Origin of the sequence: Candidatus Jidaibacter acanthamoeba (assembly GCF_000815465.1) — a bacterium.
GTDB classification, from domain to species: domain Bacteria; phylum Pseudomonadota; class Alphaproteobacteria; order Rickettsiales; family Midichloriaceae; genus Jidaibacter; species Jidaibacter acanthamoebae.
This window is the reverse complement of record NZ_JSWE01000058.1, coordinates 103,662-128,200: the sequence shown is the minus strand read 5'-3', so window position 1 is coordinate 128,200 and position 24,539 is coordinate 103,662. Positions and strand designations below refer to the sequence as shown.

The following is a 24,539-nucleotide window of genomic DNA, read 5'->3' as shown; positions in this document are numbered from 1 at the left end:
TTATTCGTCCTGAGGAATGAGCTTCTTAACTTCTTTTTCTACAATACTTTTAACTATATTAGGCAAATTTCTATTTAGCCACTCGCTTAATTCAGGTTTAAGTAATTCAATAACTAAATCTTCTAAAGTAGTACCTGACCTAAAATTTATATTTTCCTCATGATTTTTAGTGGTAGCTTTTATAAATGATCTTATTAGGTCTTGTGATTCCTTAGCTACTTCTTCAGCTATAAATAATTTATTTGAGGGAGATATATTTTGTTCTTCATTAAAATTTTGCTCTTCAACATCCTTTGGTTGAGTTTGATTAGTTTGCATATTGTCCTCCCTATTAAATTTCGGGGGAGAGGTTCTTAGCTTCTTAGCAGCCACACTGTTATCAATTTTTTTTAGTATATCTTCAGAACTTTCATTTAAATTATTAGTAACTGCCTCATTAAGTTGAGCAATGTTCTTTTTTATAGAAGGTGGAGCCTTTTCAGTTACTTTACCGGAATTGCCGTCTTCTACAACTTCCGTAAGCTCAAGAATATCACTACTGACATTAGTTTCAGAAATCATAGCCTTTCTAATATCTTGTAATGCCTCATCAATTTTTGATGCCGCTTCATTAGCGCCTGATTGAGTTCTGTTATCCGAAGTATCCATTTCTTGCTTAAGTAGTTATCCTATATTAATTTTTATCAGCTTGAATCTTTTAAGTCTATATATAATTTAAATAGTTAGCTGCTAGTTAGGTTAAGTTAATTTAAAGTACTAACCGTCAATCACCTCTTTTACCTTAAGTAATAATTCTTTTAAGTTAAAGGGTTTCGGTAAAAAATTAAAGTCTCTGGCATTACCATAAGCCTCATTAAATGCTTCTTCTCCGAAGCCTGATATGAATATTACTTTAATTTTCGGCTGAACTTTCTTTATCTCATCAACCAGGGTAGGCCCGCTCATTCCCGGCATAACTACATCGGTAATGATTAAATCAATATTTTTTTCAAGTACAATAATTTCATTTAATGCCTGATGAGGTAATGCAAAATCTATGACCTCATACCCTTTACTTATTAATACATGCTTAGCAAAAACTCTTACCGCCTCTTCATCTTCAACCAGTATTATTAAACCCTTTCCGAATACATCTTTTCCGGTTTTTTGCTGTATTTGCTTATGTGCATTTTGCTCTTCAACAGTTATAACCGGTCTAGGTATTAAAACTATAAAAGTAGTACCTTCACCAATTTTAGTTTTAAAGTAAATCTTTCCTCCCGATTGGGTTACAATTCCAAAGACGGTGGAAAGCCCTAAACCGGTTCCTGATTTATCTTGCTTAGTAGTAAAGAACGGTTCAAAAATATTGTTAGCAATACTTTCATCAATACCTATTCCTGTATCTTCCACTTCAATAACAATATAATCCCCTGCTGCTGCAGGAGGCTCTCCTTTTGGTGCTATACAGCTTGCGAGATAAGGATCATGTTCTTTCAGCTTTAAATTAAAAGCCCGGATCGACAGTTTTCCGTTCTCTCCCATTGATTGCTGCGCGTTAATTGCTAAATTTAGAACTACTTGCTCAAATTGCACAGGATCAAATTTAATATACCATAAATCACTGGCTATTTCCTGATTAATTTGAATTTCCGCTCCCACGAGGCGCTGAATTAAGGAATAAAAATCTCCGAAAAATTCATTTAAATTCAATATCTCGGGTTTCAATGTTTGCCTACGTGAAAAGGCAAGTAACCGGTTAACCAAGCTTGATGCTCGGTTAGCACTTTGTCTAATCTGCATAATATGTGCGAAAGATGGATCCTCAGGGGTATGTCTGATTAATAATATATCACAAAAACCTAAGATTGCCGTAAGCAAGTTATTAAAATCATGTGCGATAGATCCCGCTAAATAACCGATAGTTTGCATTCTAAGAGCGTGAGATAAGCTCTCTTCCATTTCTTTTTGCTGCGTAACATCTGTAATTCTCGGCATAAATCCGTATAAGTTACCGCTTAAATCCAAAATCCTCCCCATATACACCGCGGTTATTTTTCCGTTAGCAAGTTTCAGATTTTTTAATGGAATGATCGGTAAAATTATATCCGCAGAAATCTTTTGCATTTCGGATTTTATTTGCCTTTGGCTTTCCGGACTAAATAAATTTATAAAATTATCATTAATAAAATGATTTCCTACCATTAGCTCTAAAGATCGGTTCATTTTCGTAATCTTTCCGTCTTTTTTAAGTAACGCTACCGGGTATGGAGAGTCTTTAAAGAAACACTGCCAACTATGATCAATCCAACCTTCTTCTACACCTCTTGCTCTTGTAATTAGGCTTTTATCGGGTAACTTAATAAAATATCCCGTAATTTTTTTAATGGTTCTTGTTTCAGAGTAAAAAGCTTTTTGTACTACCAATGCATGTATCTGCTCATTAAATTTCGTTGCAAGAGTTACAAAACCTTGCCAGGTGTTATTTAAATGGCCGGTCTTTGTGTTTTGTCCTTCATTTTTATTTAAGTTAAGGTCAGCTTGAATAAAATTGGAAAAACTAACTAAATCATCAAGCAACTCTTCTCTTCTAAAACCAAGCGCTCTTGCAAAAAAATCATTACATTGGATAATATGCCCCAGCTCATCAAGCTCATAATAACCACAGCCAAGCTTATCAACAGTTTCAATTATTTCTTCATCACCGTTAAGCCTTGTACCTTTTATAACATAAAACCTTTTGTTATTGGAAAAAATATTATCAGTCTTATCATTCGGATCATATACAGAAAATGGTTCAGCTACCAGCTTGACTTTTACGGCTTTAAAAGCAACCAATACATCCGTATTAGTTGAAAATTTTATAACTTTATTAATCGCATCCATAATAGAATTTTTTGCTGCTGCTTTGAGATTCAGCAATTCAAATATGCTATCTAATTCGCTAGGTTTCAAACTACTCCCAAGCAACTTAACTTGTGAAGAAAGATTAGGATCTAAAAAAACTATCTGGTTGTTATCATTTAATATTATATAAAATTCACATTCATTGGAAAGAGCAGTAGAAAATATTTGCGTTTGATACTCAGCTAGCTTTTTAGAAAGTGATATCTTTTTCAAAATAAAAAAATTAATAACACCGGCTGCGCATAATGAGATAAAAAATGATAATGGCTCAATAACAGTATGATAGTGCGATACCTTGAGCCCTAAAACCAAAGTTACTACTAAAGTAAAAAAATAAATTAGAAATACCACTATTGCAGGTATATATGACATCATAATAAAAGAAAGTAAATCTTTGCTCCTAAACTTCTAATACTACAGAATTTTAAGAGCATCAAGCAAACTTATCTTCTTACCGATGTTTTTAAACAATATCCCGCAAGTCTAATAGTTTTAATTAAATCTTCACCATTAGGGCTAGCTTTTATTAAAGCTTTTCTAAGTCTGGTTACATGCACATCTACCGTTCTTGATCCGACGTAAATATCAACACCCCAAATCTTATCTATTAAAGCTTCTCTTGAAAGCACTCTGTTCGGGTGCTCCATTAGAATTTGCAATATTTGAAATTCAATAGGCGCAAGCTTCACTTCCACCCCGTTTCTGCTCACGGAATGAGTCATGAGATCCATAGTAATATCTTCAAAATCCAGAGTTTTATTTGAAAATGCAGGACGCAATCTTCTGAATATTGCTTTAATCCTTGCAATTAACTCCGCCGGAGAGAAAGGTTTAACTATGTAATCATCAGCACCGCGTTCAAGTCCGCTTATTCTATCAAATTCTTCGCCTTTAGCCGAGATCATGATAATCGGAATATTAGAAGTTTCAGGAGTTTCTCTTAAAACTCTACAAACCTCAATACCTTGAATTGACGGTAGTAACCAATCAAGAAGAATGATATCCGGCTTACTATTTTTAGCTAAGTATATTGCTTCTTCGCCATCTGAAGTAATTTGGACTTGATAACCTTCTTTTTGTAAATTATATTTAATTACAGTAGCAATTGACTCTTCGTCTTCTACTACCAGTATAGAGGGCTTTAATACCTTCGACATTGTTTTTTTGCTCCGCTTTTCTGCTAATTTAGCTCCTAATATTAAATTTTATAAACTTTTTAATATTTTTGCAAGTAAATACACAGGCTAATAGTCTAATATTTTTGTAATTATTAAAATCTCGACTCATCACCGGTTTAGATAAAGCTACATAACTTCTATAGTTCAAGCCAAAATTAAAAATTATGAAATATTACTTCTTATAATAATTTAATCTATATTTAACAAACACTTAGTATTATTTTGCAACTCAAGTATCAATATTTCACATAACTTTTACTGTTTAATTAATTTTACCTCCTATTCCGATTTATTTTAAAACCATATATTTGACGACAATTCTTAATATCGGTTATTTTTTAACATTTTCATATCTAACAAGTTATATAGATGTTAAAATGAATTAATGGGGGAGTTATGTATTTTATTGAAAAACATATTGAAAGTATAGAAAAGCAGCTTAAAAGCTCTGATATATTAATTATAGGGCCTGATAAACACGAAATAAACTTTATTAAAAATACCTTAGAAAAGGAAAGTTTTAGTAAAGTGAGCATCGCCGATACCTGCCGTGAAGCTTTAGAAACAGTAGAAATAAGCATTCCTGATTTAATTATTTTAGATATGGTTACTCAGGAGCTCGATGGTTATCAGACTTGTCTAAAGCTTAGATCAAATAGTAAAACACAACATATACCTATAATAGCTAAAATAAACTGCAAATCTTATAGTAAAAAAAAGAAAGCTTTCGCACTTGGAATCAATGATTTTCTTAGCACTCCGGCATTAGAAGTAGAAATACTTACCAGAGTTAAGATGCACTTATCTCAAAGCAAACTCTTTAAAAGCCTTGTAGAGTTTCAAGAAAGATTAAATTTTGAACTGGAAGAAGCAAGAAAAATGCTTTTAAGTTTAATCTCCAAAGATAATGTTCATAGTGAAATTTCTAAAAAAAATAACCTTTCTATCGCCTCTTACTATAAAACCTCAGAAGAACTGGGGGGAGACTATTATGCGATAAAGGAAATGGATGACGGTTTGGTCGCAAGCTATATATGGGACTTTTCTGGGCACGGCATCAGGGCAGCTATTAATACTTTCAGATTACATTCATTAATTCAAAGCATTACAGGAACCCAAGTAAATCCGGCTGAATTTTTAAATGAAATAAATAGCTATCTCTTTACCATGCTAAGCAGAGATCAATTTGCTACTATGTTCTACTGCTTGATAGATATCCCACTGCAAAAGCTAACTTATGCCGCAACCGGCACTCCCTGCCCTTACCTGGTTTCATTTAAGCATTCCAAGGTAAAAAAATTGGATTCTACAGGTTTTCCGCTTGGTATAATTGATAATCCCCGCTATAAAAATCATATTATCGATTTTACTAACTGGGATCTAATAATATTTTACAGCGATGCTTTAATTGAAACGAAAAACCGAGATAACATTTTGTTTAACTTAAGTAATTTTCTGAAAAATCTGGCTACCAGCACTCAAGATATACCAAGCAGCAATATAAGCAACTGGCTGCTTGAAAAGATTATATTTGAATTTGATAAGAGCTATGCTTTTAACCTCAAAGATGATCTGACAATTTGCGTTATTTCAAAAGTCTAAGTGAAAATTTATTAAATTTTAAATTAGTCATCTTATTATTGTTATGTTTTAGTGTATTCATATATTAACTAAAGCAGTATTGAGGTTACAAATCTTATGCAACAGGAAAAAACATATGTATTGCCGAAAATTTATGGTAAAGCTGGGTGCATAATTAAAATAAACGGAAAGCTGTTAGCCGTTAAAAATGCAAAATGTCATAAATGGGACATACCCTCAGGTAAACCGGAAGGAGAAGAGCTGGCTTACCAAACTGCTGCAAGAGAGACTTATGAGGAGACCGGACTTAATGCTGAGCCTATCAGGTTACTTAAGAGCTCAGGAGACTTCTATATATTTGAATGCAAAATTATATCTAACGAGCCGCCAAACCCCCAAGTTCCTAAAGAATTCGAGGATGAAATTGAAATGGCTAAGTTTGTTGAGATCGACTTTTTTAATGAGGAAAATGTTAGGTTTCCGGAGGTTCTTAAAGATTTTAAGGAGGTTTTTAATAAAGTAGAATAATCTCGGCACTACCCGGCTTCCTAAAATAAAGGTAATGTTACATTCCCTTATCTATTTTTTCTAAATGTAAATTCTAAAATACAACTTCCGTTAGTTGCATCAGTAGTATAAGGAGCTGTAGTGGTATCAGGAAAATAGCAACCGCCCGGAAAACCGTAGATTGTAGCTCCCCAAACAAGGCCGTTTCTCGGGTAACCGTCATCAATTTTATTATCTATACTATAAGCATCGATGGTAGGAAGTATGGAATCATTAGGAGGAAACCCTAAACGTGGGCCGCCGATTTCTAAATATTGCTCTAAATGGCTATATCGAACTTCATTTTGAAAACTCCATCCTTTTTTATTGTATTGAGCCATTGGAGCATTAACTCCTATATACGTTGTTCCTGCCAAATCAGTAACCCCGGTATAGCTTCCAATAATCATCCCGGCTAAAGACAAATGCTGCCACGCTCTTAATGCTTCATTTTGCGAAAGGGAAGAATAACTATATTCAATTACCCCATCTCCGTTACCGTTACAGTTACTTGGAGTAGAATCGCATGCCGTTCCCCATTGAACGGAGGCATACGGAAAATCACCTGGAAGGCTTCTATACTTTTGTTCAAACAAGTTAATAGCATCCGTAAAAGTGTTTGCTTCGCTAATAATACTTCTTAAACTCGCTTGCTTAATCATGGAATATGCAATAGAAATACTACTAATTAAAAATGCGATTATTAAAATCACTGCTGCTAACTCTATTAAACTAAATCCTGTTTTCTTATATTTCTCCATATTTCTCTCTTTCAATCTATCCTACTTTCTAAATGTGAATTTTAATATACAAAGGTTACCCGTTGAGTTAACAAGATAAGGTGTTGTTACGGTACTACCGGAATAGCATGTAGCCCCTGATATGGAGTATCCCCAAACCAATCCATTTCGTGGGTAACCATCGTCAATTTTGCTGTCTATGCTATAAGCGTCCATGGTTGTTAAAATATTATTATCAGCAGCATTAGAAGCCCTAAATAAGCCAATCTCAAGATACTGGCCTTCATTGCTAGGCGGGTTGTACGGGGTATAAGCCCAAAAGCTCCAACCCCCTTTATTATATTGTGACATTGGTGCATTAATCCCAATATTGGTTTCTCCTGCAACAGAGGATACCCCAGAATAAGAACCTTTAATCATTCCGGCTAAAGATAGATGCTGCCATGCTCTTAAAGCTTCATTTTGATTAGTTGTACCATACGAATAGGAGATTATACCATCACCATCCCCATTACAGTTACTTGGCGTAGCATCGCATGTTGTACCCCATAGATCGGAAGCGGTCGGAATATCTCCGGGTAGATTACCGTATTTTTGCTCAAACAAGTTTATAGCCTCCATATATTCGTTAGCCTCGGTAATTATACTTCTTAACCGAGCTTGATCGATTAAACTCGCCCCATAGGAAATACTGCCTATTATTATCCCAATTATTAAAATTACGGCTGATAGTTCAAGTAACGTAAAACCTTTTATCGAGTGATTATTCATAGTTTTCCTCTACTTCCTAAACACAAATTTTATCCAGCAGTATTGATTTAATTCCCCTAAATTATAAGTAGGCGGTGTAGTACTATTAGTACAAAGGCTACCCTCAGCCCACACTAAACCATTTCTTGGAAGGCCATCATCAATTTTAGCATCAATGGTATATGCATCATTAGGAGTAATTATATTTTGGCCATAAAAGTTCACCAACTGGATAAATTGTCCTTCATAATCGGGAGGGTTATACGGATAATTATAGTAAAAACTCCAAAAAGCACTTTTATTATAGTTAGAAACCGGGGAATTATACTGATCTAAATTAAATACCGCCACGGTAGAAACCCCGTTATATTTCCCTTTAATCAATCCGGCTAAGGCCAAATGCTGCCATGCTCTTAATGCTTCATTCTGAGTTGTACTACTCGCTGTAAATCTTGTAATCCCATCTCCGTCTCCGTTACAATTACTCGGAGTAGAATCACAATTTGCACCCCATACATTAGAAGCGATCGGAAAATCTCCCGGTAAGCTACCATAGGTTTGTTCAAATAAATTAACTGCATTAATAAAATATTTTGAATCAGTGATAATGCTTTTTAATTTAGTATTTTGAATTAAACCATAACCACTGTATATAGCTGAAATTAACAAGCTAATTATAATTATGACAAAGGTTAGTTCCAATAAAGTATAACCTTTTTGCAATTTGTTTGGCACCCCTCCCCTTCCTCAAATTTTTTCTTGCTATTAAAACCTTATAAATTATGGTAATACTTTCTTAAATTTAAGTAAATTATTTTATAATTAAATGAAAAATATTGCTTTAATTGTGGCAAGCGGATTAGGAATCAGGGTTAATGCTTCCATACCTAAGCAATATTTAAAATTAGGTAATACCTCTATCTTGAAACTTACCCTTCTCAAATTCATCAATCATCCTAAAATCGATGCCGTAAGGGTAGTAATAAATCTCGAGCATCATGATTTATATTGTGAAGCGACCAAAGGGTTAGAGGATAAGTTACTGCCTCCCGCTCGTGGCGGTGAAAGAAGACAGGACTCGGTAAGAAACGGTTTACAAAGCTTAAGCTTATTACCGGGAATTAAAAATATATTAATCCATGATGCAGCTAGACCTTTTATAAGCGAAGAGGTAATCTCAAATGTACTAAAGAAATTAGAGTTATTAAAAGCAGTGGATACCGGAATATCATTAAAAGATACTTTGAAATCTAAACATCCTAATGCAATATATAACAGGGATAACTTTTACCTTACCCACACGCCGCAGGGGTTTGATTTCCAAACTATTTTAAAGCTTCACAATAAATATCAGGAACATATTTTTACCGATGATATAAGCTTATGCATAGAAGAAGGGATTGAAGTCGGTTTTGTAGAAAGCAATGCGCAAAACATTAAAATTACCACACCTGAGTGTTTAACTTACGGAGGATTAATTATGCAACAAAATTATATTACTCGCGTTGGTTACGGCTTTGATATACATAAATTTCAACCTGCTTTAGATCAGAATAATACCATAAAATTATGTGCTATAGAGGTACCGTTTAACAAATCATTATCAGCCCATTCCGATGGGGATGTTGCGCTACATGCGATTACGGATGCCTTACTCGGTGCGATGGGTGAAGATGATATCGGAATGTATTTCCCTCCGACCGACGAAAAATGGAAAAATACAGACTCCACAATATTCTTAAAGCATGCCTATATGTTATTAACCGATAAGGGAGGCATTATAAACAATATAGATGTCACAATAGTTACAGAAAAGCCTAAGCTCATGAATTTTAAGGATATGATGCGAAAAAAAATTGCAGAATTACTTAATATAAGTAATAATCAGGTAAGTGTAAAAGCCAAAACTTCCGAAAAACTGGGATTTGTCGGCAGAGAAGAGGGCATTTCCGTTTCTGCGGTATGTGCTATTACACTTCCTAAGAACTATTGAGAGGAATTTTGAGTAACATTTATAAAAACTATGATCTTTCCACGATCACCCATGCTAAGCATACTAAAGTAAAGATTCCTTTTGCTTTATATTCATTAATATCAACTTGGTTTTTTATAGGTAGAATCAGGTTTGCAAGCGGCACATTAGGAAGCTTAGGGTTTTATCCGCTTTATTATTGGTTATTGCTTCATGCAGCCGATAGTTCCGAAGCAATTTTAAACCTTTGGATTTGTACTGTTGTATTATTTATTTTAGGGCTATGGGCGGTAACGGCTTTTCAAAATAATACTAAAACTTTTGACCACTCCTCAATTGTTATTGATGAAGTGATCGGGATGAGTTTAACTCTTGCAATAAGTTTTAAATGGTTATATCTCATCTCACAAAGTTATTTCAATCTATTTGGAATTTCTCAGATGGATTTAACCTTTATTATTGCTTTTATCGGGTTTAGGTTTTTTGATATAAGGAAACCTTTTTTTATAAAATATGTTGATAGGTATTATAAAAATCCTTTCGGTGTGATATTAGATGATTTATTAGCTGCAATATTTGCAGGAGTTGTTTTTTATATTTTATATGTGATATATGATTTTTTTAGATTCTTATAAACTTGCAGAAGAAGTAATAATTAAAGCCAAGGATCAGCTGGTTAGAATCGGTACCGCCGAATCATGTACCGGTGGAATGCTATCCTGTTACCTGACAGCCGTGCCCGGAAGCTCGCAAGTTTTTGAGAGAGGCTACGTTACCTATACTGAGAAATCCAAGCGAGAAGTATTAATGGTAAGCTCTAAGGTATTGAACGAGCAAGGAGCGGTTAGTGAAGAGGTAGCTCGCCAAATGTTATCGGGGTTATTCGAACTCTCCTCCGTACATATGGGGATAAGCATTACAGGTGTAGCAGGCCCCAGCGGCGGCAGCTCTACAACACCTGTGGGTTTGGTTTATATCGGTTATGGCAGCAGAGGTGATATCAAATGTAAAAAATATACTTTTGTTGGAGACAGAAATGAGATTAGGCAGCAGGCAACGGTAGAATCTTTAAGATTATTAATTAAATTACTAAGCTTTTAGTTAAAAATTTATTATCTTTTCTTATGTTCAGCATAATTCACCTTTAGTATCAAGTAATTTTTAAGTTTAAGTATAGTAAACTCACCTTTTATTTAGTATAGATAGAGTAAAATAGTAAAAATCATATCAACTTATGAAAAGCAATTATCGAGAATTAAAAAGAACAAGACTTAAGGATATTAAACCTGAAGATAATAAATCAAAATTATCTCTAAATTTATTTTTTAAAATTAAACCTCGTTATGCTTTTTTATTAATCTCCATATTGGTTTTTACGGTAATATACTTTTATTCTTATAAATATACCGTAAAGCCGGTTGATCTGGAAAACCTCCCTTTAATCAAGCGTGATCCTTCCTATTTAAGAATCATTCCGGAAGATAGAGGCGGTATAATATTTTCCAATCAGGATAAAGAAATATATAATAGTATCACTCCTCAAAATTCGACTTTAGAAACTAAGGCAGCAACCCGGGCTAACCAAGCTGAACAGATCCACTCAGACAAGATGTCTGATTTAATTACCAAGATACAAAATGCTAAAGACAGCACTGAAGAAACGACACAAAAACCCCAAGAAATTATAGCCAAACCTGAGAAGCTTGAAGAAAAATCAACACAAGCAATAACAAAACCGAAAGAACCTAAAAACAATTCTAAACAAACTTTAGAAAGAAATGCATCTATTAAAAGCGATAAAAAATCTTTAAGTAGCGTTTTTGATGTGATAGAAGTTGATAATAACAAATAAATTTTAGCTTAAAAAGCATTAGAATATGAAAAACTTAACCATCTCTTTAGTAACAAATGTAATATTCGGGTTAAACGGCACTCAGCTTAATTATGAAGAAAAAGCATTTTTTAAAGAAGTTAATCCATTGGGCTTTATTCTTTTTAAAAGAAACTGCGAAACTAAGGAGCAGATAAAAAACTTAATAAAATCGCTTAAAGATTTATTGGGCAGAGATAATATTCTAGTACTTATTGATCAGGAAGGTGGTAGAGTTGCAAGATTAAGGCCACCTAATTTTAGAGAAAGCTTACCTGCTAAAATTTTTGGCGACCTTGCCCTTACGGATTTAGAGCAAGCTAAAGTTGCAGTATATATAAATCATCTACTTATGGGTAGAGAACTTGCAAACCTTGGAATAAATGTAGACTGCACACCCATTGCCGACCTTTATTATAAAGATGCAAACGACATCATTGGAGATAGAAGTTACGGCGATGATCCATATATTGTAGGCGAACTTTGTAAAATTGCCGATATCGGCTTAAGGGATGCCGGTGTTCAATCGATTATTAAGCATATACCGGGTCATGGTAGAGCGGATAAAGATAGCCACCTCGACCTGCCTATCGTGAATGAAAATTTGGAGACTCTTGAGCAAAATGATTTCAAAGTATTTAGCCGGCTATCTGATTTAAATTTAGCTATGACTGCACATATAATTTATAGCGCAATAGATGATAAACTTCCTGCAACGATTTCACCTCGAGTTATAGATTATATACGCAATAAAATAGGTTTTAAAGGCTTATTAGTTACCGATGATTTATCGATGAAAGCTCTGACAGGCGCGCTAAAACAAAATGCCGCACGAGCTTTAGAAGCAAAATGCGATATATTACTTCACTGCAATGGTAAAATAGAAGAAATGAAAGAGATTGCAGAAGCAGCACAACCTTTAACAACACAACAAATAACTAAAGTTAGCAGGCTTAACATTTTTTTGAATTTTGAACCCTATAATGATTTGCTGTATGAAACGGAATTTGCCGAGTTGGAAGAAAGGTTATCGGCTATTATTAAAGTTTAAAAGGATAGTCGGAATCCTACTTCTTACTTTAATTGTGATTTATTTCTTTAAGAGTCATGCCTTAAAGATTGAAGAATATTTTCTACTTAGCGAGACTAACATCATTAAGCTAAATTTAGAAATTGCCGAAAATATTTCTGATATTAAGAAAGGTTTATCCAATAGAGACCATTTGGCTAAAGACAATGGTATGTTATTTATTTTTGACAAACCAAAAAATTTAAGGTTTTGGATGAATAATACTCGTATTCCTCTCGATTTGTTTTATTTAGATAAGGATTTAATCATCCGTGAAATCCACTATAATTTAAAACCCTATAGCAAAAAAATAATAGAATCTCGGCTGCCTTATTCTTATGCACTTGAGGTAAATGCCGGATTTACTGATTATTACAATGTAAAGCCGGGCGATAAATTAATTAAAGCTTCTAATTAATTGGCATAAAATTTGCTTAACCAATAACTAAGTTATATTTATAATGCTGTATAATGGATAGTTTAATAGTAGGAAATTTACCCGTCAATATTGCTGCAAATGAGCAGAGTGTTATTACCCACTCGTTACTTAACGGAATGGTCGGTGGTAATATCGATCCGAAACTTGGTAATTTTGAACAATTACTAAATGGCTTATCTAGCTTCTTGCCTTCTGAAGATATTATAAATTTAGAAATAAAGCCTGATGCAAATCAGCAAAACTATAATTTTTACAGTAGCCTCACCTTATTAAATGAAAAGCAGGATATAGCAGCATCTAAACCTTCTATGCCTTCTTTGATAAACCATTCTTTTTCTCATCCGGAATTTAATTTAGCTCAAAATATAACACTTCAGAGCAACCCTACATTCGATATAGAGAAAAATTTTAATTTTGACGGATTTATTGGGCAGCCGAGAGAATTTATAACTTTGGTAAATCTTGAAAATACGGTTAAACAATTACCCTCAAACAATCAAATAGACAAGCAAAATCCGGAGGTGCTTCTAACCCCGAACGGTGAAAAAGAGAATAATACTGATTTAAACATTAATAGCAAATTAACAAACGAATACAGCGAAATTCAAATCATTCCAAATGAAATGAGTAATATCCCGTTTAAAGAAAGCTTACCTTTTGACAAAAAATCTTTTATAGCTGATAAAGAAGAGTATACATTCTTTGAAGAAATTGATTCTTTACCTTATCCGTCAAATTTAATATATGAGGAAAATTCTTATTATATTAATACTCAAAAACTACCGATTCAGGAAACTTCTACTCCGATAATATTTACTAAGGAAAAGCCGAATGTAGATTTAACAAACTTTAAAGAGAAAGAGCCTAAATTAAATATTAAGAAAGATGATAACCAAGGGAAGTTAAATTCAGAAAACTTGGAACCGCATGCTGAAATACAGCCATTAAAAGATTCGCGGCTAAATCCTCAGGTTCAGACAAATTTATCTACCGGATCATTGAATGAATTTGATAAAGAATTAACAGTTGAAGCTGATTCAAGCGAAAACAATTATCAAAACCCAATCTACGAAATAACACCTAAAGCCGGCAAATACTCCGTAAAACCTCTTGAAGAGTTAAAAACAAATAATCTGCCGAACTATAGCCACATTGCCGAACAAGTTTCCATGCGAATCAATAAAGCAATCACCTCCGGAGAAACAAGAATCCAAGTGGAGTTATCACCCCAAGAGCTTGGCAAAATTGAGATATCTTTGCAGGTTGATGCTATGGGAAATAAAAAGATAGAAATATTAAGTGAAAAATTTACTACTTTTGACATTTTGCAGAGCTCGGTAAAAGAATTGGAATCATCCTTATCCGCATTAACCGGAGGGAATGAAGGCACCTCATTAAATTTCGGGCTTCGCGATCATCAGCAACATCAGCAGCATAGAGGCCACCAAGACAGCAGCTTTAAATTTGAACAGGAAAACCTTAATTCCCTTGAAAGCCAAGAATCTGAATTTTTGATAAGTACTGAGCATGAAGAAGACAACATTAATATTTTAGCATAGCGGAGAGAAAAAAATGGTAACATCAGCATCCCTATCAACCAATATTTCCGATCTTAAAAGAAGGGAGCCCGGCAATGAAGACTTAAGTAAAGCCGAGCTTGCGGAACAGAAAATTGCTCAGCAGAAAAAAACCTTTTTTAAATTGCTTGCAGTTCAACTACAGAATCAAGATCCGACTAGTCCTATGGATACTAATCAGATGACCGCACAAATCTTTACTATGAATGCGGTTGAGCAACAACTGGAATCAAATAGATTGCTGGAAAAAATTTATGATGTTCTCCATGATCAGCAAATAGCTCAACCTTCAGCGAATATCGGTAAGGTTGCTTCATACGAAGGCAATTTGTTCAAATTATCAAACGGCAGCGGGGAATTTAGTTATACTCTAAACTCAAACCTTAAATCAGTAGGTGTTGAAATTAAAAATCAAGCCGGTGCCGTAGTATATAAAGATCTATTAAAAACTAATATAGGTAACCATACCTTCCAATGGAACGGCGAAGACAGCAATGGAAATAAATTACCTGAGGGTAATTATAATTTTTTAATTACCGCACTTGATGCTAATGATGACCCGGTCTCAATTAAATCTTTCGTCAGCGGTAAAATTGACGGGATAGTTTCAGAAAACAACGATTTCAAATACAGCATTGAAGGGAAAGAAATCAATAAAGAAAAGATTAGAACAATTAAAGATGATAATAATACTTTTAACCCTAATGCTAGAGGCAGTTCGTCTACCGAAAGCAAAGTAAAAGAAACTACCGGGCAGGATGAGGATTCAGCGGCAAATAACAACAAACCTTCTCTATTTAAACATTTTTTAAACTTAATAAGTTAATATTTCTGCATAAAACCTACTCTAAGCAGTAATCCGGGTAATCAAAAAAAATCAGCTTGGCAACTCTAATCCTCCTGGGCTTCTCATATACAGCTCTTTTGTTATTTCACTCCCTTCCTCTATTTACCGCTGCATTCTCAAACTCCTTACTATCCTTATCTCTTCTCCTCATTTCTCTTGCCGCGAATCCTTCCCCCCGCTCTCTTTCTTCATTATTTTTAGAATTATCTTGATTGGCATGATTTATACCGCTTATCCCTACATAACTACCTATCTTAGCCCACACTTCCGTAGGGAATGACGGCGTGAAATCAATATAGTCAGGATTATCGATATTATTATCGTTATTAATATCCTTAACCACCCCGTTAAGCCTTAAGAAATTTTCATGGTAATAGCTCATTACTTTATTTTCTATATCTATATACCACAGTTTAGACTCAGCTCCCACGCTTCCAATTTTATATTTTAGCATGAGTATAAATGTTTTAATATGGTGCATGTTAAATTTATCCAGCTCTCCTTTCTCAACAGCCCGGCATTTTGATTCAAAGGCTTTTTGGTTTCTATCTATATTCATTTCAATTGAAGTTATTGCCTGCTTTCCTTCTTCATGACCAAATAAATTATACCCAACCAAACAATCTAAGATTAACCTGTTTTTCTCTAACACTTTATCTATTTCTCTGATGCCGTCAATTTTTAATGAATCGCTTAATAACCAAATTTGAGTAATATTTTTGCTTCCCTGTAATACTTCTGCTATTGCTTTTATTCCTTCATTTCCTATTTCATGGCATGCAAGCATAATTGAGACAATTGAGGTATTAACTTTTAACATATCTGCTATTATGAATGCTTCCTGATCTCTAATTTCAATTCTATTAAAATGAAAAATTGAAATTGAATTATTAATTTTAAGTGCATTTATTAAGGCCGTTATACCTGAGGATTTGATTTCATTACCTGAAAGATTAAGTTGTTTAATGGAACTATTGGTTGCTAATAAATTTGCTAATTTTATTGCGCCTTCACATTTAATTTTATTATAACTAAGATCAAGGTTAGTAATAGAACTATTATTCTTTAACATCTCGGTGATTGCTTCCATTCCCTCATTGTCTATTTCATTACATTGAAAATCAACATCAGTAATAGAATTATTTTCTTTTAACATATCAATGATTGCTTCCAACCCATCGTTGTTTGTTTCATTATATAAAAAATCAGTAGTAGTAATGGAATTATTTTCTTTTAAAATATTATTAATTGCTTCCATTTCCTCAGGTTCTTTTCTATCTTTACGAAATGTGAAACGCTTAACGGTATTATTAATTCTCAACCCGTCTGCTAATATTTCCACTCCCTTATTCCCTAACAGATTAAACATAAGCCCAAGATAAATAATAGACTGGTTTTTCTTTAATATTTCCACTATAAGATTACCCTCTTTAACCCCTAGCATATTGCATGATAATACAAGCGAAGTAATTGGCTCATGATCTTTTACAAATTCTATTATTTTCGAAATTTCTTCATCCCCTATTATTTTGCCTCTAAAATGTAGAGAGACAGAATGCTCATTGCTATTTGAAATTATTACTTCTGTATTGATTCTCATATCTTTCCCTATAATGCTCATCTCGGAAACGCGCATTTTTTCTCTTCATTTTATTTTCAAACAACATTAACAGTGCTCGCTACTCCGTCAATATTTACCTTAAGCAATTATATAAACTTTAAACTTAATATTTATAAAATATTTTTCATAAGAATTTTATGCTTGCATATACCTAATTTTTTTATATAAATTTCCAATATAAATCACCAGGGGTGCTATTAATAATAATAGCTGAGAAAAACCCTTATAACCTGATCCGGATAGTGCTGGCGGAGGGAGTGTGTAAAACTATTAATCTATTTTACATCTGCACTCTCTCTTGCTGCATATTCGGCTATTTAATTTAAAGGCTAAGATATGCAAATTATGAACAACCTATCTCTCCTTGACTTAAGTGTTTTCGCTATTTGGATTACTCTCTCAATAGGGGTGATTATCGTACGCCGGCTCAAAAATTTGAATTCTAAAGCAAGCGACAAGGATTATATCCTGATGGGTAGGAAACTGACCCTACCGTTGTTTGTTGCAACCCTGGTCTCCTCCTGGTACGGTGGGGTATTCGGGGTAACGCAGATTGCTTTTGAGCACGGGATATATAATTTCATTACCCAAGGGCTGTTTTGGTATATTGCTTATATTATTTTCGCCTATTTTCTGGTTAAAAAAATACATCAAAAAAATGCCCTTACTTTTCCTGATTTAATCAAAAAAACTTACGGCGAAAAATCTGCTAAGCTTGCTGCAATACTGCTTATTTTTAAAGCATTACCGATAACTTATGCCCTAAGCCTTGGCGCTTTTATTCAAACGATGTTCGATTTATCGCTTCCACTTTCAATTGTAGCGGGTACTTCGGTAGTCGTGTTATATACCTGCATAAGCGATTTCAGGTCAGTGGTATACTCGGATTTCCTGCAGTTTTGCTGTATGTACTTAGGGGTAATAACGGTAGTAATATTTTCATTTTACAGCATAGGCAATCCGCTGGTGTTAGTAGAAAATTTACCTCCCCATTATTTTACTCTTTCCGGCAAGCATGAATTCAGCACTATTATATTATGGTTATTTATCGCATTTTCAGCTACCCTGATAAGCCCGGTTTTTTACCAAAGATGTATGGCGGCAGGCAGCCCACTCATAGCTAAAAAGGGAATAATTATTTCCACAGTTTTTTGGATAATTTTTGATATCTGCACTACATTGGGCGGGATGTACGCCAAAGTGCATATGCCTGATGCTAATTCGTTAAATGCCTACCTGTTATTCGGCTTACAAATTCTCCCTTCCGGCTTTCGGGGTATTTTTCTTGCAGGAATCACGGCAACGGTTATATCAACATTGGATTCATTTATTTTTGCCGGTAGCACACTTTTTTCTTATGACCTTAGACCTAAGAAATATACCGCCTCAGTCGGATATAGAACGCTAAGTGTGTTATCAATTGGCTTCCTCACCATAATTATTGCACTTCAATTTGATAATGTAATTGAAGATGTTTGGATAACTTTGGAAGGATATTTTGGCGCTCTTTTAATTATCCCGATTATTTGGAGTTATTTCATCAAAACTAAAATCTCGGATAATGCATTTATATTTACTGCTTTTTTAAGTATGAGCATAATGCTAATAAAGGATGTCTTTTTCAATAATATAAAAATAGAAGCATTTTACTTTGGGCTTATTGCTACCTTAACAGTTTATAACTTTATTTTTTTATATGAGAGATGTATAAAAAAACTTATATGCAAAGTCTTTTAAAAAATACTATTCTCATTTATTAAAAGTTATGCTAATACTTCTGACCATATCTCTTTTAAAATAGGGGCCATAGCTCAGTTGGTAGAGCGCTTGGATGGCATTCAAGAGGTTGGCGGTTCGATCCCGCCTGGCTCCACCAGGTAAAATAAGAATAAAGAGAAAGAATATGTTAAATGTAGAAAAGCTAATAAGCTGCAGGAATAGAATTCAAGAGGAAGCAAAAAAGTATGGCTTCGTTAATGTTCGTATTGGTGCTGAAGAAGGACTTGAAGAGTATCCTCGTGAAATAATATTAAATTTTAATAGTAATAAATCATCTAAAGAAAGCTATTTCCCTTTCAGAGAATTTTTACAACAATTATTAAATGCTGATATAACTCTAAACTTTCACTCCGATCTCCTAGAATGGTTGATAGATCCCGGCTTTCCTTCCATACAATATACTCTAGATAGCGCAATTCCTCTCAATGAGCTTACCAATGAACCATTTCCTGATCAGTTTACAAGGCAAATGGCTAAAACACGATTAGTATCTAAGGAAGTAGAAGAAAAAAGTTATAAAATTGAAGAAAAAGAGGAAGCTGTAGAGGGCTCTAAAAAACGTAGTTTTAGACAAATTGTACAAGATTCTAGAAACCCTGCACTTGAAAAAGGAGCGGATGACTCATCAGCTGAAAACAAAAATAAAAGGAAAAAATGTAAGGTTGATCCTGAAACTGAAAGACCTAAATATAGTGAAGACGCTAGAAATTTGGCTGATAGAGGTTAACAACCTGTTCCTAGAGGGCTTTGAAAAGATTATTTCAAAATAAAAATACTACTTGAGAGACATATCTATATTACATAAAAAAAGAAAGGGTGGAGATGATGAAAGGGAAAAATTAAATGATGAGAGAACAGATAGAATAGGTAGGCCAGCCAACCATACAAAGAACGAAGAAGGCCACGTTGCTCAAATTAAACGATCTAGAACGGATAAAGGTAAGCAAAAAGACGACGGTAGATCTCTTGGATAAAAGAAGTAGTTTTGCAATATAACTTTTATTACCATTCATTAAACGTTAATTATACAAATTATTGATTTATTTAAAATAGTAAATTATAATTTTTTAAAATACAAAAAAGGCAAAAAATGAAAAAGAGTTTACGAATATTAGATATTTATGGAAAAAAGTCAATAGAGCATCTTGAATCATTTTTAGAACAGGGGGGAGATATTAATGAGAAAGATGGAAGCGAAGCCGGACTACTTTATTACGCAACTAACTATAGGTATACTAATGTGGTTGAGTTCCTACTGAAACATGAAAAATTAGATGTCAATTCCCAAGATTACTTTGGTACTACTGCTTTACATGTAGCTGCCCGTAATGGGTATATGGAAATAGCAAAGCTGCTTCTAGCAAGGGGGGCTGAGGTCAATTTAACTGATAAAGAAGGGGAGACTCCGTTACATAACTCTATTTTAACTATGCATTGTCTTGAACTTATCCCTTTACTTATGGGACGTGGTGCTAATATTCATGCAAGAAGAGCAGAAGAAGGTAGTACAGTTTTACATCTAGCTGCCAGAACAGGTGAAGTGAAGATTTATAAATGCTTACTTGAATTTGGTGCTGATCCTGATATGCGTACTTTTGAATTAAGAGATATTGTAGATGGTGAGGAAGTAGTTACAAGGAGTTATTCTGCGAAAGAACTATACAGAAAACTATATCCCGAAAAAATAAAAGAATTTGAAGCAGCTGAAAGGGAAGTTGAAGCTAAAAGAAATGGATATAGCCCCGGAGAAAGAGTAGGAGCTGTAGGGGGTTCTAGAAAACGTGAACATGGGTTTACAGGAGCTATAGAGGATTCCAGAAATACTGGACTTGTAAAACCCGCGGATGAATCTTCACCTGAAAAACCTTCAGAAAACAAAGAGAAAAAATGTTGGGCTGATCCTAAGGTTAAAAGACCTAGGCTCGGTAAAGACTTGAGAAATTCAGCTGATAATAGAGAAGAACAGAAACCGGTGGTAAGGGGGTTTTAAGGGTATTTATATAAATGCCTTGCAGGTGTGGTAGGTGTTTCGGTTTTATAAATGTTATTAATAAAAAAATAAAGACTGTTTTTTAAATCAATAAGAACAGTTTTTTTTGCATATGTTTATTCCTTAATCTGAATTCTACGTAAGAAACAACTTTGGGCTCATAATTATTTTAATAAATTCCTGTAATATAAAAACTTGCGGCGCCATATAAAACTAGCTGAGCGAGGCAAAGGAAATTCTATAGTTTCAAACGTATTTTATATATAATAACTGATTATTTCCTCTTAATTCTTTCTCGCAACCCTTTATAGTATGCGTTACAGCTAGTTCCTTATATTTAACTCAGGTTACCTATGTTGTATGAAGGTAGATACTATATGCACATTAATCAATGTTGAGTAATAATAGAGATATCCTTAGATATTTTACAAGTATATTTCATTCTAAACTTAAAGCTAGGATTTATTCAACTACCCCTGCAAATAACCATCTTAACGGGTTATCCGCCGATTTCAAACGATATAATCGCAGCTACACAAGCCACACTCCGGTTTCAGTTGCAGCAACAAGCGGTAACGGCTTACTGTATAGCATAGCCCCAAGCTTAACAATAAGCACGGATAACCTAAAAATAACCAGAGGAGAAACCTCTACCGAAAAGCTTTAATTATTACATTAGCGGCTTTATTGACGGAGATACGACCGAGAGTAGCTTTACCGGTATGCCGAGCTTTACAATTCCCGATGCAAATAGCGCTGAGGGTAGCTATAATATTTACTCTCGAACCGGTAATTTGGTTTCTGAACTAGGATATAAATTCCAATTTATGCCTGCCAATTTAACTATATTAGAATCTAACATTCCAAAAATAGTAGAACCTCCGGTAATAAACAAAGGTAATAATAACACACCTTTTAAACTCGCAAGGTGGTCTGAGAACGAAGATGAAATTGGTAGCAATGATGAATTGATTACTATAGATCCTAGCCTATAAGATTGTGGAAGTGGTATACTTTCACACCGTGTCCTAGTTAGACAACCAGAAGTAAGGGAGTGGTTATACCAGAGAAAACCGGATTTTATTTATCGTAAGCACCCCTGGTGGGTATATAATATGCTATCGAAGATAACGACCTTGAGTTGGTACAATGGCTGTATGGGAAGAACCCAAATTTTATTAATTCTGTTGGTCGGAAGAAAAGTAATGTATTTATAGAAGCTGTTTCTAGTGGCTCATTAGAGGTGGTACAATGGTTGTATGAAAAGAAACCGTGTTTCATCGATTCAGTTGACGAGACTGGAGAGAATGCATTTCTAGTTGCTACCCAAAGATCACATTTCAAAGTAATGAAATGGCTTTATGAAAAGAATCCAAATTTCATTAATTCGATTAGTAAATATGAAAAAAATGCATATACATATGTTAATAATTATTCTCAAGATGAAAGGGTAAAAATAAAATATTGGCTTTTAGAAAGAAAGCCTGATCTCTTTTATTCTAAAGATGCTAGGTTGGAATTCCCTGATATTAGTATTCCTTTATTACTTCTTGCACATGGTATTAAAGGTTTTTTGTCCGCAAATGCTTATGAATTGAAAAAATGCCTGGAATCATTAGAACTAGAAAGTAAAAATAAATTTAATTTACTTTATGATTATGTAGATAACTTCGGCAGAAGTTTAGTTGGGATTGAGATTAATCAAAGCGTTATGCTAAGCAATATGCCTGCCGAGCTACAGTTATATATAACAAATATAGCTACCTCTTCATTAGTAAGCGAATCGGAATTCCCAAAAATTACTAGCGCCCTTTTAAAAGACGTTAAAGCTTTAGAGATATTAAAGCAAAGATGCGCAAAAGAAATATTGCTGGAAGGTTACCCTAGATTTATTAAAGAACACTCCCCTAAAATTGATTACATGGAAGAATTAAGAAAGGCAGTTATTCAAAATCACATACAAAAAACTTCAAGGTTTATGGCAACCACGGCAGTTAAGGCATATAATGATGATGCTAAGCCTCAGGGCACATTTACAGAGAAGATAATCAGCTGGACATCATTTGCACTGGAACAGATAATTAACTGGGTTAAAGGAAAGCCTTGTGAAGAATATAATAAAAGGCAAATGAGAATTAAGATAGAGGAAATGACTAACCTTATTTCACCTATACTTGGGACAAGATTAGAGAAGTTTGACGACTATGTATTCCCTGAGTTAAGAGCCGAACTTATGAAGGCAATGTATAAAACCTTAGTACGATTAGTTAATAAAAGTAATGATAAAGTTAGGCATGCGATAATAGAAGGGGTTAATAAGGTAATAGATACTATTCCTCAATCCTATGTAGAAAAATATGCAATTAGAAGTGAAGGAGAACAGATAAAGATAAGTTAACCTGAACTTGGCATAAGAGAGTGGAATATAATACACTTCACCTTTCTTAGAAACAAAGAAAGATTACAGAGTATATTCAGTAAATTCAGTGCCAAACCCTTATCCAGCCATCCAATATTTTTAATTCTTAATCACATGTTATTTTGGTACAGCATTATTATTACTATAAAATACAGGTAAAATTCAATATTAATTAAGGCACAACCATAAAAACTTTTCTAAAATTAAATATATATTAATTAATATGGCAATATATAATAATAAACTGATTGATATTATCTTCTACAAAAGTAGTAAAAAAAGCAATGTAGTAACTTTATTTTTTACTTTTCCAGTGCTCTGATTTTTTTAAGGAATCGGCAATTTCTTTGGGCATATAATTTTCATCATGCTTAGCAAGCAGTTCCCTGGCAATAAATACTTTATTATCAACAAGTTTACCTAATGCCACCGTTCCTTGGTTTTCAGTAAATAAATTTGGGATTATGCCCCTATATTGAACAGTAAGCTCTTCATTTAAATCAGTAATCCTAAACTGCAATATTTCCTTATCTTTAAGATATTTAATGCTGCCTGCGACAACCAATCCCCCTACCCTAAACTCTTTGCCTCTAAATTCGGCTTCTCTTTCCTTAAGCTCAGTCGGATTCAAAAAAAATACAATATTATCATTAAAGACTTTTAAAGTTATAGCAATCGCCACGGCAAAAAACAGCACAAAAATTGCTATTATATATGCACGTCGCTTCCATGCCTTATTTCTTTTTATTAACGGCATTGTGATATAAATACTTTAAACGTTTATACTTAAAATATACTGCTCCCGCTAGGATTAGCAGTAAAGCAAAAGTGACGGAATAAGAAATTAAAACATAAAACATTTAAAATATTTATTCATCCAAGTCTTCATCTTCATAAGACATCCCTTTTACATCTTTAGCTTGGAAAGTAAACTTAGCCATATCCTGTTGGATTTCTAAATTATCATCGCTATCAGGTAGATCTTCTTCTTCAACCACAGACCTGGTTAAGTACTTTTTGATCACGGATTCCCTTAAAGTCTCAGCATCGATAGCATCACTTGCAATCTCCCTTAAAGCCACTACTGCATCTTTATCATTATCTCGCTCGATAAGAAGCCTGGCTCCCGATGATATTTCCTTAGCTCTTTGTGCCGCAAGAACAACCAGTTCAAACCTGCTCTTAATCCGTTCAATGCAATCTTCAATAGTTACGCGCGCCATAATAACTCTTAACAAAAATTTGCACCCAGTATAATTAAAATATTTTCAAATG

At 33.9% G+C, this 24,539-nt stretch carries 26 protein-coding genes, 1 tRNA gene and 1 riboswitch; of the genes, 18 read left to right on the top strand and 9 right to left on the bottom strand.

The window, feature by feature from the left end; genetic code table 11:
• The 3 genes from NF27_RS11700 to phoB all read right to left on the bottom strand — a co-directional run bounded on the left by NF27_RS11700 (window position 1) and on the right by phoB (window position 4,043).
• Window positions 1–648 (bottom strand): DUF2497 domain-containing protein, encoded by a 648-nt coding sequence (locus NF27_RS11700; RefSeq protein ID WP_053332491.1) that lies wholly within the window; start codon window positions 646–648, stop codon window positions 1–3.
• Window positions 649–756: 108 nt separating this feature from the next.
• Window positions 757–3,258, bottom strand: coding sequence for a hybrid sensor histidine kinase/response regulator (locus NF27_RS10995; RefSeq protein WP_053332490.1), 2,502 nt, complete (start codon window positions 3,256–3,258; stop codon window positions 757–759).
• 71 nt (window positions 3,259–3,329) lie between these two features.
• The gene (gene phoB, locus NF27_RS01995) at window positions 3,330–4,043 is read right to left on the bottom strand and encodes a phosphate regulon transcriptional regulator PhoB (RefSeq protein WP_038539703.1); all 714 of its coding nucleotides are present in this window, start codon (window positions 4,041–4,043) and stop codon (window positions 3,330–3,332) included.
• 417 nt (window positions 4,044–4,460) lie between these two features.
• Here phoB and NF27_RS01990 point away from each other — a divergent pair, with 417 nt between their 5' ends.
• Together NF27_RS01990 and NF27_RS01985 are read left to right on the top strand one after the other, a co-directional pair.
• Entirely contained in the window at window positions 4,461–5,666 is a 1,206-nt protein-coding gene (locus tag NF27_RS01990) for a response regulator (protein WP_039455223.1), read from the top strand.
• A gap of 96 nt (window positions 5,667–5,762) precedes the next feature.
• Complete coding sequence (locus NF27_RS01985) at window positions 5,763–6,173, top strand: NUDIX hydrolase (protein WP_039455220.1); 411 nt, start codon at window positions 5,763–5,765, stop codon at window positions 6,171–6,173.
• 47 nt (window positions 6,174–6,220) lie between these two features.
• Here NF27_RS01985 and NF27_RS01980 read toward each other — a convergent pair whose 3' ends face one another.
• The 3 genes from NF27_RS01980 to NF27_RS01970 are packed head-to-tail and all read right to left on the bottom strand — an operon-like array spanning window position 6,221 to window position 8,416.
• A complete protein-coding gene (locus NF27_RS01980; RefSeq protein WP_152606818.1) occupies window positions 6,221–6,967 on the bottom strand; it encodes a type II secretion system protein in 747 nt (248 codons plus the stop codon).
• Window positions 6,968–6,973: 6 nt separating this feature from the next.
• Entirely contained in the window at window positions 6,974–7,702 is a 729-nt protein-coding gene (locus NF27_RS10990) for a prepilin-type N-terminal cleavage/methylation domain-containing protein (RefSeq protein ID WP_053332489.1), read from the bottom strand.
• 9 nt (window positions 7,703–7,711) lie between these two features.
• Window positions 7,712–8,416 carry a prepilin-type N-terminal cleavage/methylation domain-containing protein gene (locus tag NF27_RS01970; protein WP_039455216.1) on the bottom strand — a complete coding sequence of 235 codons (705 nt, stop codon included), beginning with the start codon at window positions 8,414–8,416 and terminating at the stop codon, window positions 7,712–7,714.
• A gap of 91 nt (window positions 8,417–8,507) precedes the next feature.
• Here NF27_RS01970 and ispF point away from each other — a divergent pair, with 91 nt between their 5' ends.
• From ispF to NF27_RS10985, 8 genes are all read left to right on the top strand, one after another.
• On the top strand, window positions 8,508–9,674 hold the full coding sequence (gene ispF / locus NF27_RS01965; protein ID WP_039455214.1) for a 2-C-methyl-D-erythritol 2,4-cyclodiphosphate synthase: 1,167 nt from the start codon (window positions 8,508–8,510) through the stop codon (window positions 9,672–9,674).
• A gap of 8 nt (window positions 9,675–9,682) precedes the next feature.
• Window positions 9,683–10,288, top strand: a complete 606-nt coding sequence (locus NF27_RS01960; protein WP_161791768.1) for a phosphatidylglycerophosphatase A family protein — start codon at window positions 9,683–9,685, stop codon at window positions 10,286–10,288.
• A complete protein-coding gene (locus tag NF27_RS01955; protein WP_039455207.1) occupies window positions 10,266–10,754 on the top strand; it encodes a CinA family protein in 489 nt (162 codons plus the stop codon). The genes NF27_RS01960 and NF27_RS01955 overlap by 23 nt, the downstream gene beginning before the upstream one ends.
• Before the next feature lie 133 nt (window positions 10,755–10,887).
• Window positions 10,888–11,505 carry a hypothetical protein gene (locus NF27_RS01950; RefSeq protein ID WP_039455205.1) on the top strand — a complete coding sequence of 206 codons (618 nt, stop codon included), beginning with the start codon at window positions 10,888–10,890 and terminating at the stop codon, window positions 11,503–11,505.
• Between the two features lie 25 nt (window positions 11,506–11,530).
• Window positions 11,531–12,574, top strand: coding sequence for a beta-N-acetylhexosaminidase (nagZ, locus tag NF27_RS01945; RefSeq protein ID WP_039455203.1), 1,044 nt, complete (start codon window positions 11,531–11,533; stop codon window positions 12,572–12,574).
• Window positions 12,519–13,010, top strand: coding sequence for a DUF192 domain-containing protein (locus NF27_RS01940; protein WP_068981994.1), 492 nt, complete (start codon window positions 12,519–12,521; stop codon window positions 13,008–13,010). The genes nagZ and NF27_RS01940 overlap by 56 nt, the downstream gene beginning before the upstream one ends.
• Before the next feature lie 53 nt (window positions 13,011–13,063).
• A complete protein-coding gene (locus NF27_RS01935; protein WP_039455200.1) occupies window positions 13,064–14,590 on the top strand; it encodes a flagellar hook-length control protein FliK in 1,527 nt (508 codons plus the stop codon).
• A 13-nt stretch (window positions 14,591–14,603) separates the two neighbouring features.
• Window positions 14,604–15,434 carry a flagellar hook assembly protein FlgD gene (locus NF27_RS10985; RefSeq protein ID WP_053332487.1) on the top strand — a complete coding sequence of 277 codons (831 nt, stop codon included), beginning with the start codon at window positions 14,604–14,606 and terminating at the stop codon, window positions 15,432–15,434.
• A gap of 106 nt (window positions 15,435–15,540) precedes the next feature.
• On the opposite strand, the gene NF27_RS01925 is transcribed toward NF27_RS10985, so the two are convergent.
• Window positions 15,541–17,091: a leucine-rich repeat domain-containing protein gene (locus NF27_RS01925; RefSeq protein ID WP_039455198.1), complete on the bottom strand. Its 1,551-nt coding sequence runs from the start codon at window positions 17,089–17,091 to the stop codon at window positions 15,541–15,543.
• Window positions 17,092–17,253: 162 nt separating this feature from the next.
• A riboswitch (TPP riboswitch) is annotated at window positions 17,254–17,351 on the top strand.
• A gap of 61 nt (window positions 17,352–17,412) precedes the next feature.
• On the opposite strand from NF27_RS01925, the gene NF27_RS01920 reads away from it, so the two are divergent.
• The 8 genes from NF27_RS01920 to NF27_RS01885 all read left to right on the top strand — a co-directional run bounded on the left by NF27_RS01920 (window position 17,413) and on the right by NF27_RS01885 (window position 23,243).
• Window positions 17,413–18,813: a sodium:solute symporter family protein gene (locus NF27_RS01920; protein WP_068981993.1), complete on the top strand. Its 1,401-nt coding sequence runs from the start codon at window positions 17,413–17,415 to the stop codon at window positions 18,811–18,813.
• Window positions 18,814–18,876: 63 nt separating this feature from the next.
• Window positions 18,877–18,952, top strand: a tRNA-Ala gene (locus NF27_RS01915).
• Window positions 18,953–18,979: 27 nt separating this feature from the next.
• Window positions 18,980–19,582 carry a hypothetical protein gene (locus NF27_RS11560; RefSeq protein ID WP_068981992.1) on the top strand — a complete coding sequence of 201 codons (603 nt, stop codon included), beginning with the start codon at window positions 18,980–18,982 and terminating at the stop codon, window positions 19,580–19,582.
• 52 nt (window positions 19,583–19,634) lie between these two features.
• A complete protein-coding gene (locus NF27_RS01905; protein WP_039455196.1) occupies window positions 19,635–19,829 on the top strand; it encodes a hypothetical protein in 195 nt (64 codons plus the stop codon).
• Between the two features lie 116 nt (window positions 19,830–19,945).
• Complete coding sequence (locus NF27_RS01900) at window positions 19,946–20,845, top strand: ankyrin repeat domain-containing protein (protein ID WP_039455194.1); 900 nt, start codon at window positions 19,946–19,948, stop codon at window positions 20,843–20,845.
• 391 nt (window positions 20,846–21,236) lie between these two features.
• Window positions 21,237–21,512 carry a hypothetical protein gene (locus NF27_RS01895; protein ID WP_039455193.1) on the top strand — a complete coding sequence of 92 codons (276 nt, stop codon included), beginning with the start codon at window positions 21,237–21,239 and terminating at the stop codon, window positions 21,510–21,512.
• Window positions 21,513–21,567: 55 nt separating this feature from the next.
• Entirely contained in the window at window positions 21,568–21,840 is a 273-nt protein-coding gene (locus tag NF27_RS01890) for a hypothetical protein (protein WP_039455192.1), read from the top strand.
• Window positions 21,841–21,965: 125 nt separating this feature from the next.
• Window positions 21,966–23,243: an ankyrin repeat domain-containing protein gene (locus tag NF27_RS01885; protein WP_152606816.1), complete on the top strand. Its 1,278-nt coding sequence runs from the start codon at window positions 21,966–21,968 to the stop codon at window positions 23,241–23,243.
• Window positions 23,244–23,559: 316 nt separating this feature from the next.
• Here NF27_RS01885 and ccmE read toward each other — a convergent pair whose 3' ends face one another.
• Window positions 23,560–24,021: a cytochrome c maturation protein CcmE gene (ccmE, locus tag NF27_RS01880; protein ID WP_039455189.1), complete on the bottom strand. Its 462-nt coding sequence runs from the start codon at window positions 24,019–24,021 to the stop codon at window positions 23,560–23,562.
• Window positions 24,022–24,133: 112 nt separating this feature from the next.
• Window positions 24,134–24,487 carry a DNA-directed RNA polymerase subunit omega gene (rpoZ, locus tag NF27_RS13215; RefSeq protein ID WP_052646492.1) on the bottom strand — a complete coding sequence of 118 codons (354 nt, stop codon included), beginning with the start codon at window positions 24,485–24,487 and terminating at the stop codon, window positions 24,134–24,136.
• Window positions 24,488–24,539: the final 52 nt, after the last annotated feature.

What these genes read in the sequence shown, in the direction of transcription:
- NF27_RS01935 (WP_039455200.1), top strand. Translation starts at nt 13,064, where the DNA reads ATGGATAGTTTAATAGTAGGAAATTTACCCGTCAATATTGCTGCAAAT.
- NF27_RS01900 (WP_039455194.1), top strand. Translation starts at nt 19,946, where the DNA reads ATGAAAAAGAGTTTACGAATATTAGATATTTATGGAAAAAAGTCAATA.
- rpoZ (WP_052646492.1), bottom strand. Translation starts at nt 24,487, where the DNA reads ATGGCGCGCGTAACTATTGAAGATTGCATTGAACGGATTAAGAGCAGG.
- NF27_RS01990 (WP_039455223.1), top strand. Translation starts at nt 4,461, where the DNA reads ATGTATTTTATTGAAAAACATATTGAAAGTATAGAAAAGCAGCTTAAA.
- NF27_RS01925 (WP_039455198.1), bottom strand. Translation starts at nt 17,091, where the DNA reads ATGCGCGTTTCCGAGATGAGCATTATAGGGAAAGATATGAGAATCAAT.
- NF27_RS01940 (WP_068981994.1), top strand. Translation starts at nt 12,519, where the DNA reads ATGAAACGGAATTTGCCGAGTTGGAAGAAAGGTTATCGGCTATTATTA.
- phoB (WP_038539703.1), bottom strand. Translation starts at nt 4,043, where the DNA reads ATGTCGAAGGTATTAAAGCCCTCTATACTGGTAGTAGAAGACGAAGAG.
- NF27_RS01955 (WP_039455207.1), top strand. Translation starts at nt 10,266, where the DNA reads ATGATTTTTTTAGATTCTTATAAACTTGCAGAAGAAGTAATAATTAAA.
- NF27_RS10995 (WP_053332490.1), bottom strand. Translation starts at nt 3,258, where the DNA reads ATGTCATATATACCTGCAATAGTGGTATTTCTAATTTATTTTTTTACT.
- NF27_RS11700 (WP_053332491.1), bottom strand. Translation starts at nt 648, where the DNA reads ATGGATACTTCGGATAACAGAACTCAATCAGGCGCTAATGAAGCGGCA.
- NF27_RS01920 (WP_068981993.1), top strand. Translation starts at nt 17,413, where the DNA reads ATGCAAATTATGAACAACCTATCTCTCCTTGACTTAAGTGTTTTCGCT.
- NF27_RS10985 (WP_053332487.1), top strand. Translation starts at nt 14,604, where the DNA reads ATGGTAACATCAGCATCCCTATCAACCAATATTTCCGATCTTAAAAGA.
- NF27_RS11560 (WP_068981992.1), top strand. Translation starts at nt 18,980, where the DNA reads ATGTTAAATGTAGAAAAGCTAATAAGCTGCAGGAATAGAATTCAAGAG.
- ccmE (WP_039455189.1), bottom strand. Translation starts at nt 24,021, where the DNA reads ATGCCGTTAATAAAAAGAAATAAGGCATGGAAGCGACGTGCATATATA.
- ispF (WP_039455214.1), top strand. Translation starts at nt 8,508, where the DNA reads ATGAAAAATATTGCTTTAATTGTGGCAAGCGGATTAGGAATCAGGGTT.
- NF27_RS01890 (WP_039455192.1), top strand. Translation starts at nt 21,568, where the DNA reads ATGCCGAGCTTTACAATTCCCGATGCAAATAGCGCTGAGGGTAGCTAT.
- NF27_RS01985 (WP_039455220.1), top strand. Translation starts at nt 5,763, where the DNA reads ATGCAACAGGAAAAAACATATGTATTGCCGAAAATTTATGGTAAAGCT.
- NF27_RS01895 (WP_039455193.1), top strand. Translation starts at nt 21,237, where the DNA reads ATGTTGAGTAATAATAGAGATATCCTTAGATATTTTACAAGTATATTT.
- NF27_RS10990 (WP_053332489.1), bottom strand. Translation starts at nt 7,702, where the DNA reads ATGAATAATCACTCGATAAAAGGTTTTACGTTACTTGAACTATCAGCC.
- nagZ (WP_039455203.1), top strand. Translation starts at nt 11,531, where the DNA reads ATGAAAAACTTAACCATCTCTTTAGTAACAAATGTAATATTCGGGTTA.
- NF27_RS01950 (WP_039455205.1), top strand. Translation starts at nt 10,888, where the DNA reads ATGAAAAGCAATTATCGAGAATTAAAAAGAACAAGACTTAAGGATATT.